This is a genomic window from Streptomyces sp. NRRL B-24572 (assembly GCF_002156145.1).
Classification (GTDB): domain Bacteria; phylum Actinomycetota; class Actinomycetes; order Streptomycetales; family Streptomycetaceae; genus Streptomyces; species Streptomyces vietnamensis.
Genome location: NZ_MWIG01000141.1, coordinates 1 through 6,724 on the forward strand (window position 1 = coordinate 1; position 6,724 = coordinate 6,724).

Annotated in this window: 4 protein-coding genes and 1 pseudogene; 2 read left to right on the top strand and 3 right to left on the bottom strand. The window is 72.3% G+C overall.

The window, feature by feature from the left end; all coding sequences use genetic code 11:
• Nucleotides 1-2,046, top strand: a pseudogene (locus CCN56_RS09155) (tetratricopeptide repeat protein); the annotation flags it as partial.
• A 15-nt stretch (nucleotides 2,047-2,061) separates the two neighbouring features.
• Here CCN56_RS09155 and CCN56_RS09160 read toward each other — a convergent pair.
• The 3 genes from CCN56_RS09160 to panB form a co-directional block, all read right to left on the bottom strand.
• Complete coding sequence (locus CCN56_RS09160; RefSeq protein ID WP_086825359.1) at nucleotides 2,062-2,922, bottom strand: ABC transporter permease; 861 nt, start codon at nucleotides 2,920-2,922, stop codon at nucleotides 2,062-2,064.
• Entirely contained in the window at nucleotides 2,919-3,929 is a 1,011-nt protein-coding gene (locus CCN56_RS09165; RefSeq protein ID WP_179199761.1) for an ATP-binding cassette domain-containing protein, read from the bottom strand. The genes CCN56_RS09160 and CCN56_RS09165 overlap by 4 nt, the downstream gene beginning before the upstream one ends.
• Before the next feature lie 109 nt (nucleotides 3,930-4,038).
• Entirely contained in the window at nucleotides 4,039-4,902 is an 864-nt protein-coding gene (gene panB / locus CCN56_RS09170; protein WP_086825361.1) for a 3-methyl-2-oxobutanoate hydroxymethyltransferase, read from the bottom strand.
• Between the two features lie 189 nt (nucleotides 4,903-5,091).
• On the opposite strand from panB, the gene CCN56_RS09175 reads away from it, so the two are divergent.
• Complete coding sequence (locus CCN56_RS09175) at nucleotides 5,092-6,717, top strand: MFS transporter (protein WP_086825363.1); 1,626 nt, start codon at nucleotides 5,092-5,094, stop codon at nucleotides 6,715-6,717.
• Nucleotides 6,718-6,724 lie beyond the last annotated feature (7 nt).

The following is a 6,724-nucleotide window of genomic DNA, read 5'->3' on the forward strand; positions in this document are numbered from 1 at the left end:
CTGCCGCTGGCGATCGAACTGGCGGCGGCCCGGCTGCGGATGCTGACCCTGCGCCAGATCGCCGACCGGCTCGACGACCGCTTCCGGCTCCTGACGTCCGGCGCACGGACGGTGCTGCCCCGGCAGCAGACCCTGCGGGCGGTCGTCGACTGGTCCTGGGACCTCCTCGACGAGGCCGAGCGGGCCGTGCTGCGCCGCCTCGCCGTCTTCACGGGCGGCTGCGACCTGGACGCCGCGGAGGCGGTCTGCGCCGGAGCGCAGGGCGCCGGGGAGACGGGCACCGACGGGGCTCCCGCAGACGAGCCGGGAGCGGGCGGGACGCCCGGCGGTGAGCCACGGGCCGCCGGGGCGGCCCGTACCCGCCCCGCCGACGACCAGCCCGTCCTCGACCTCCTGGGCGCCCTCGTCGACAAATCGCTCGTCGTCGCCGTGCCCGGGGAGGCCGGCATGCGGTTCCGGCTCCTGGAGACCGTCGCCGAGTACGCGGGGGAGCGGCTCGACGAGGCGGGGGAGCGGGCCGCCACCGAGCGCCGGCACCTCACGTACTACCGCGAACTCGCCCGCCGTACCGACCCCGAGCTGCGAGGCCCCCGGCAGGTCGAGGCCATCGCCCGGTTCGGCACCGAGTACGGGAACATCCGCGCCGCCCTGCGCCGGGCCGTCGACGCCCGGGAGGAGGACGAGGCGCTGGTCCTCGTCCACTCCCTGCTCTGGTACTGGCAGATGCGCGACCTGCGCGGCGACGCCCTGCACTGGGCGGAGGCCGTCGCCGCGATGGGGCCCGACCCGTTCGGGACGCCCGCCGCCCCCGTCGTACCGCTGCACGAGCCGTGCACCGCCACGCCCCCGCCGCTCTCCGAGGAGCAGCGGTGGGAGGCCCGGCGCGGGGTGCGGCTGGTCGAGCTGCTCAACATGGACTACGAGACGGGCCACTGGACCTCCCCCGCCGGACTCACCCAGCTGCGGCGGATCAACGAGGTCTATCCGCCGGGACTCCCGCAGACCTGCCGACTGCCCGGCTCCTTCACGGTCTTCGCCGTCCTCCTCATCGGCGAGCCGGGCCGCATGGGCGAGGCCCTGGAGGCGCACGTCGCCGCCTGCCGCCGCCACGGCGGCGAGTGGGAGCTCGCCAACGCCCTCCAGCTGCGCGCCAACATGCTCGCCAACCGCGCCGACCTGGCCGAGCGGGCCGCCGCCGACGCCGAGGAGAGCCTGGAGATCTTCGTACGCCTCGGCGACTCCTGGGGCGCGGCCGAGGCGCTGGCCTCGCGCGCCGAGGCCCGTGAGCGGCGGCTCGAGTTCGAGGGCGCCGCCCAGGACTTCGCCGACGCCATCACGTACGCGGAGCGGATCCGCGCCCAGTCCCAGATGGCCCTGCTGCGCGCCCGCTACGCCGACATGCTGATCGAGACCGGCCGCGGCGAGGAGGCGGAGCGGATCCTGCGCGAGGTGGTGGAGGGCGAGCACGGGCGCGGCCACGAGCCGATGCTGGCCGGGCGGATCTTCCTGGGGCTGCTGCTCGGCCGGACCGGCCGGACGGCCGAGGCCCGGATGCACCTGGAGCGGCTGCTCGACGAGTTCAGCGCCCAGAAGCTGTTCAGCGCCGAGACCTTCTCCATCTTCGAGGGCTTCGCGCTCGGCAGCCTGGCCTGGGTGTACGACCTCGAAGGCCGGTACGACGAGGCGTTCGAGCTGTCCCGACGGGCGTACGGGCGCGCCCTGGGCGGTCTGTCGCTGATGGTCGCCCCGCAGATGCCGGCGATCCACCTGATCACCGCCGCCTGGGCGCTCGCCGGGCTCGGCGGTTCTCCGGCCCGTACGGCCGCCGTCCTGCTCGGCGCGTACGAGGGGCTGCTGCCGCCCGGTCATCTGCCGCCGCCCATGGAGCAGGAGAACCGGGCGCGGGCGACGGAACTGGCCCGGTCCGCCCTCGCGGACGGGGAGTTCGAGGCCGCATACGCGGAGGGCGGCGGCCTCTCCTTCGAGGAGGCCGCCGCCCTGCTCGGTCGCGCCGCCGACGCGATCAGTGAGCGCGCCGAGTCATGATCCCCCGGTCGGGACTCAGGTCTTCTTGCGGAACTTGGCGACCGCGAGCGGTGCCGTCACGACGGTGATCACCGCCGCCCAGCCGAGGGTCATCCACACCGAGTGGGCGACCGGGCCGCCGTTGATGAGGTGGCGGGCGGCGTCGGCCAGGTTGGACAGCGGGTTGTAGTCGGTGAAGGTCTGCAGCCAGCCCGGCATCGTCGTCGGCGGGGCGAAGATCGAGGAACCGAACTGGAGCGGCATCAGGACGAGCATGGCCATGCCCTGGACGGCCTGGGCCGTCTTCATGGTGAGGCCGAGCAGGATGAAGATCCACATCAGGGCGGCGCCGAAGACCATCGACAGACCGATGGCGGCGAACAGGTGCAGGACCGAGGTGTGGATCGTCAGGCCGAGCAGGAAGCCCATGCCGAGCAGGATCGCGGTGGCGATGAGCATCCGGCCCACCTCGACGACGATCTTCGCGATGAGGACCGAGGACCGGGCGATCGGCATGGTCCGGAACCGGTCCATGACGCCCTTCTTGAAGTCGTCGTTGATGCCGGTGCCGACGCCCATCGCGATGTTCATGCCCATCATGGCCATCAGGCCGGGCGTCACGTAGTTCACGTAGACGTCGTTGTTGCCCTTGCCGGCGATCGCGCCGCCGAAGACGTACACGAACAGCAGGATGAAGATGATCGGCATCAGGACGGCGTCGAACATCGACTCCGGGTCCTGCTTGATCTGCAGGGCGTTGCGCCGGGCCAGGGCGCCGATGTGGCGCAGGTTGGCCCGCAGGCCGATCCGGCCCTCCGCGGCGGGCGCGGTGCGCGCGGCGGCCGGGCGGGAACCGCCGGTCTGCGCGGGGGACTTGGTGACAGTGGTCGTGCTCACGCGGCGACCTCCTCGTTGATCGCGTCGGAAAGCTCGGCGTCGGCGGTCTTCTGGCCGGTGATCGCGAGGAACACCTCGTCCAGGCTGGGCAGATGGGTGCCGATGTGGGCGATGCCGAAGCCGCGCGCGCCGAGCAGGCCCACGACGGCCGTCAGCTGCTCGTCGGTGAGGATCGGCACGTACAGCACGCCCTCGTCGGGGACGACGGTCGAGCCGGCGACCCCGTCGAGGCCGGTCTCGCGGAGCGCGGCGGCCATGGCGGGCAGCCGGCCCGGGTCCACGGGGCGGACCGCCAGGGTCCGGCCGCCGACCTTCGCCTTGAGCTCGTCGACGCCGCCGCTGGCGATGACCTTGCCCCGGTCGATGACGGTCAGCTCGTTGGCGAGCTGCTCCGCCTCCTCCATGTACTGGGTGGTGAGGAGGACGGTCGCGCCCTCGGAGACCATCCGCTGCACCTCGTCCCACACCTCGTTGCGGGTGCGGGGGTCGAGGCCGGTGGTCGGCTCGTCCAGGTAGAGGACGGCGGGCTGCCCGATCATCGAGGCGGCGAGGTCGAGGCGGCGCCGCATGCCGCCGGAGTAGTTCATCGCCGGGCGCTTGGCGGCCTCGGTGAGGGAGAAGCGCTCCAGCATCTCGTCGGCGCGGGCGCGGGAGTCCTTGCGGGAGAGGTCGAGCAGCCGCCCGATCATGTACAGGTTCTCCCAGCCGGACAGCTTCTCGTCGACCGAGGCGTACTGGCCGGTGAGGCCGATGGTGCGGCGCAGCTGGCGGGGGTGCTTCACCACGTCGTAGCCGGCGACGGTGGCGGTCCCGGCGTCCGGGACGAGGAGGGTGGACAGGCAGCGGACGAGGGTGGTCTTCCCGGCGCCGTTGGGCCCGAGGACCCCGAGGACGGTGCCCTCCGGGACGTCCAGGTCGACCCCGTCGAGGGCCTTGGTGGCGCCGAAGTGCTTCACGAGGCCCCGGACCTCGACGGCGTTGGTGTGTGATCGCGTCATGTCCACCATGGAACAGGGCGCCACCGACAAGCCTCCGACAGACGACCGACAGCCCGCCGATGGGGGATGTCGGCGGGCTGTCGGAGGTGCCGCAGTGGCTCTGCGTGTCCTACCGGACTCAGTGGAAGGTGTGCTCCTCGGCGGGGAACGCCCCGCCGCTGACGTCCTCGGCGAAGGCGCGGGCGGCGTCGCCGAGCGTCTCGCGGAGGTTGGCGTACTGCTTGGTGAAGCGCGGCACCTTGCCGCCGGTCAGGCCGGCCATGTCGGTCCAGACGAGGACCTGCGCGTCGGTGCCGGCGCCGGCACCGATGCCGATGGTCGGGATGTGCAGGGAGCGGGTGACCTCGGCGGCCAGCTCGGCCGGGACGAGCTCCAGGACGACGGCGAAGGCGCCCGCGTCCTGCGCCGCCTTGGCGTCGCTGAGCAGCCGGTGGGCGGCCTCGTCGGTACGGCCCTGGACCCGGTAGCCCATGGTGTTGACGGACTGCGGGGTCAGGCCCAGGTGGGACATGACGGGGATGCCGGCCTGGACGAGCAGCTCGGTCTGCGGCAGCGAGCGCTCGCCGCCCTCCAGCTTGATCGCGCCGACGCCCGCGTCCTTGACGAGCCGGGTGGCGTTGCGCAGGGCCTGGACGGGCCCCTCCTGGTACGAGCCGAACGGCAGGTCGCCGACGACGAGGGCGCGCTTGGTGCCCCGGACGACGGCGGCGGAGAGCAGGGTCATCTCGTCCATCGTGACGGGCACGGTGGTGTCGTAGCCGAGGTGACAGTTGCCCATCGAGTCGCCGACGAGGATCACCGGGATGCCGGCCTCGTCGAAGACGGAGGCGGTCATCGCGTCGTAGGCGGTGAGCATGGGCCACTTCTCGCCGCGGACCTTGGCGGCGGCGATGTCGTGGACGGTGATGCGGCGCGTGCCCTTCCCTCCGTACAGCGCCTTGCTGCTGTCGGTGGGCTTTTTCTGGGCAGCCTGAAGCGTCATGGTGAACGGCTCCTCTTGTCATCTCGAGGCGCCCTGTGGCGTCCCCGGACCATGTCCATGGTGGCACTTCGCCGGGCGGGCGGGGAAGTGGGCCGGAGTGGCGCTGTTCACACCGCCGCAACGTAAAGACTTCTCCTTGATTTTCGATACGAGACGGTCTCGTATCGAAATGGTCCTAGGGTGGTGGGCATGTCACAGCCGTCCACCGCACCCGCCAGGCCCGCCGGGCCCCGCGTCCCCGAGGCCGTCCACCGGCGTCGCTGGGCCGTCCTCGGCGTCCTCATGCTCAGCCTGCTCATCGTCGTCCTCGACAACTCGATCCTGAACGTCGCCGTCAAGACGATCGCGGCCCCCGCGCCCACCGGCATCGGAGCCACCCAGAGCGAGCTGGAGTGGTCCATCAACTCCTACACGCTCGTCTTCGCCGGACTCCTCTTCACCTCCGGCCTCCTCGGCGACCGCCTCGGCCGCAAGAAGGTCCTGCTCTTCGGCATCACCGTCTTCGGCATCGGCTCCGCCCTCGCCGCCCTCTCCGGCTCCCCGGGCGAACTCATCGCCTACCGGGCCGTCATGGGCCTCGGCGCCGCCTTCGTCATGCCCGCGACGCTCGCCGTCCTCATGAACGTCTTCGAGCGCGACGAGCAGCCCAAGGCCATCGGCATCTGGGCCGGCAGCGTCGGCCTCGCCATCGCCATCGGCCCCATCACCGGCGGCATCCTCCTCGAACACTTCTGGTGGGGATCGATCTTCCTCGTCAACGTGCCCGTGGTGCTCCTCGCCCTCGCCCTGATGCTGTGGCTCGTCCCCGACTCCCGCGACCCGAACCCCGGCCGCGTCGACATACCCGGCGTGCTGCTCTCCGTCGTCGGACTCGTCCTCCTCGTGTACGGGATCATCCGCGGCGGCGAACTGGCGAGCTTCACCGACGTCACCGTCCTCGCGCCCGTCCTCGGCGGCCTCGCGGTCCTCGTCGTCTTCGTCCTCCACGAGCGGCGCAGCGACCACCCGGCCATCGACATGTCGTACTTCAAGAAGCCCGCGTTCTCGGCGGCCGTCGCCGCGATCGCCCTCGTCTTCTTCGCCCTCATGGGCGTCACCTTCTTCTCCGCCTTCTACCTGCAGAGCGTCCGCGGCTACAGCGCGCTGCAGTCCGGGCTGCTCATCCTGCCGCTGGCCGTCGCGCAGATGGTCTTCGCGCCCCGGGCCCGGCTCGTCGTCGAGCGCTTCGGGGCGCGGGCGGTCTGCACCGCCGGCATGCTCCTCGTCGCCCTCGGTCTGGCCGCCTTCGCCTTCTTCGAGGCCGACACCCCCGTCTGGGTCCTGGAGGTCGTCTTCTTCCTCCAGGGCGCGGGCATGGCGCACATCATGCCGCCGGTCACGGTCTCGATCATGCAGGCGCTGCCCCGCGAGAAGGCGGGCTCCGGCTCCGCCATCAACAACACCTTCCGGCAGGTCGGCGGCGCGCTGGGCGTGGCCGTCCTCGGCTCGGTGCTCTCCTCCACGTACCGGGGCGAGATCGAGGGACACCTCGGTGCCGTCCCGGCGGCCCTGCGCGACACGGCGGGCGAGTCCGTCGAGGCGACGCTCGCGGTCGCCGCGAGGCTCGGCCCGGCGGGCAAGGACCTGGTCGCCCCCGCGTACACGGCCTTCCTGGACGCGATGCACGTCACGGCTCTGGCCTCGGCGGTGATCGGCGTGGCGGGCGCGGTGGTGGTGGCGCTGTTCCTTCCGGGCCGGGCCCCGACGGGCGGTCCGGGGCGGGGCGCGACCCCGACCACCCCGGACCAGACCCCGGCCACGACCCCGACCGGCTGACCCCGCC

Bases quoted from the DNA above. Each gene is read 5' to 3' on its own strand.
- CCN56_RS09165 (WP_179199761.1), bottom strand. From the start codon at position 3,929: ATGGTGGACATGACGCGATCACACACCAACGCCGTCGAGGTCCGGGGC.
- panB (WP_086825361.1), bottom strand. From the start codon at position 4,902: ATGACGCTTCAGGCTGCCCAGAAAAAGCCCACCGACAGCAGCAAGGCG.
- CCN56_RS09175 (WP_086825363.1), top strand. From the start codon at position 5,092: ATGTCACAGCCGTCCACCGCACCCGCCAGGCCCGCCGGGCCCCGCGTC.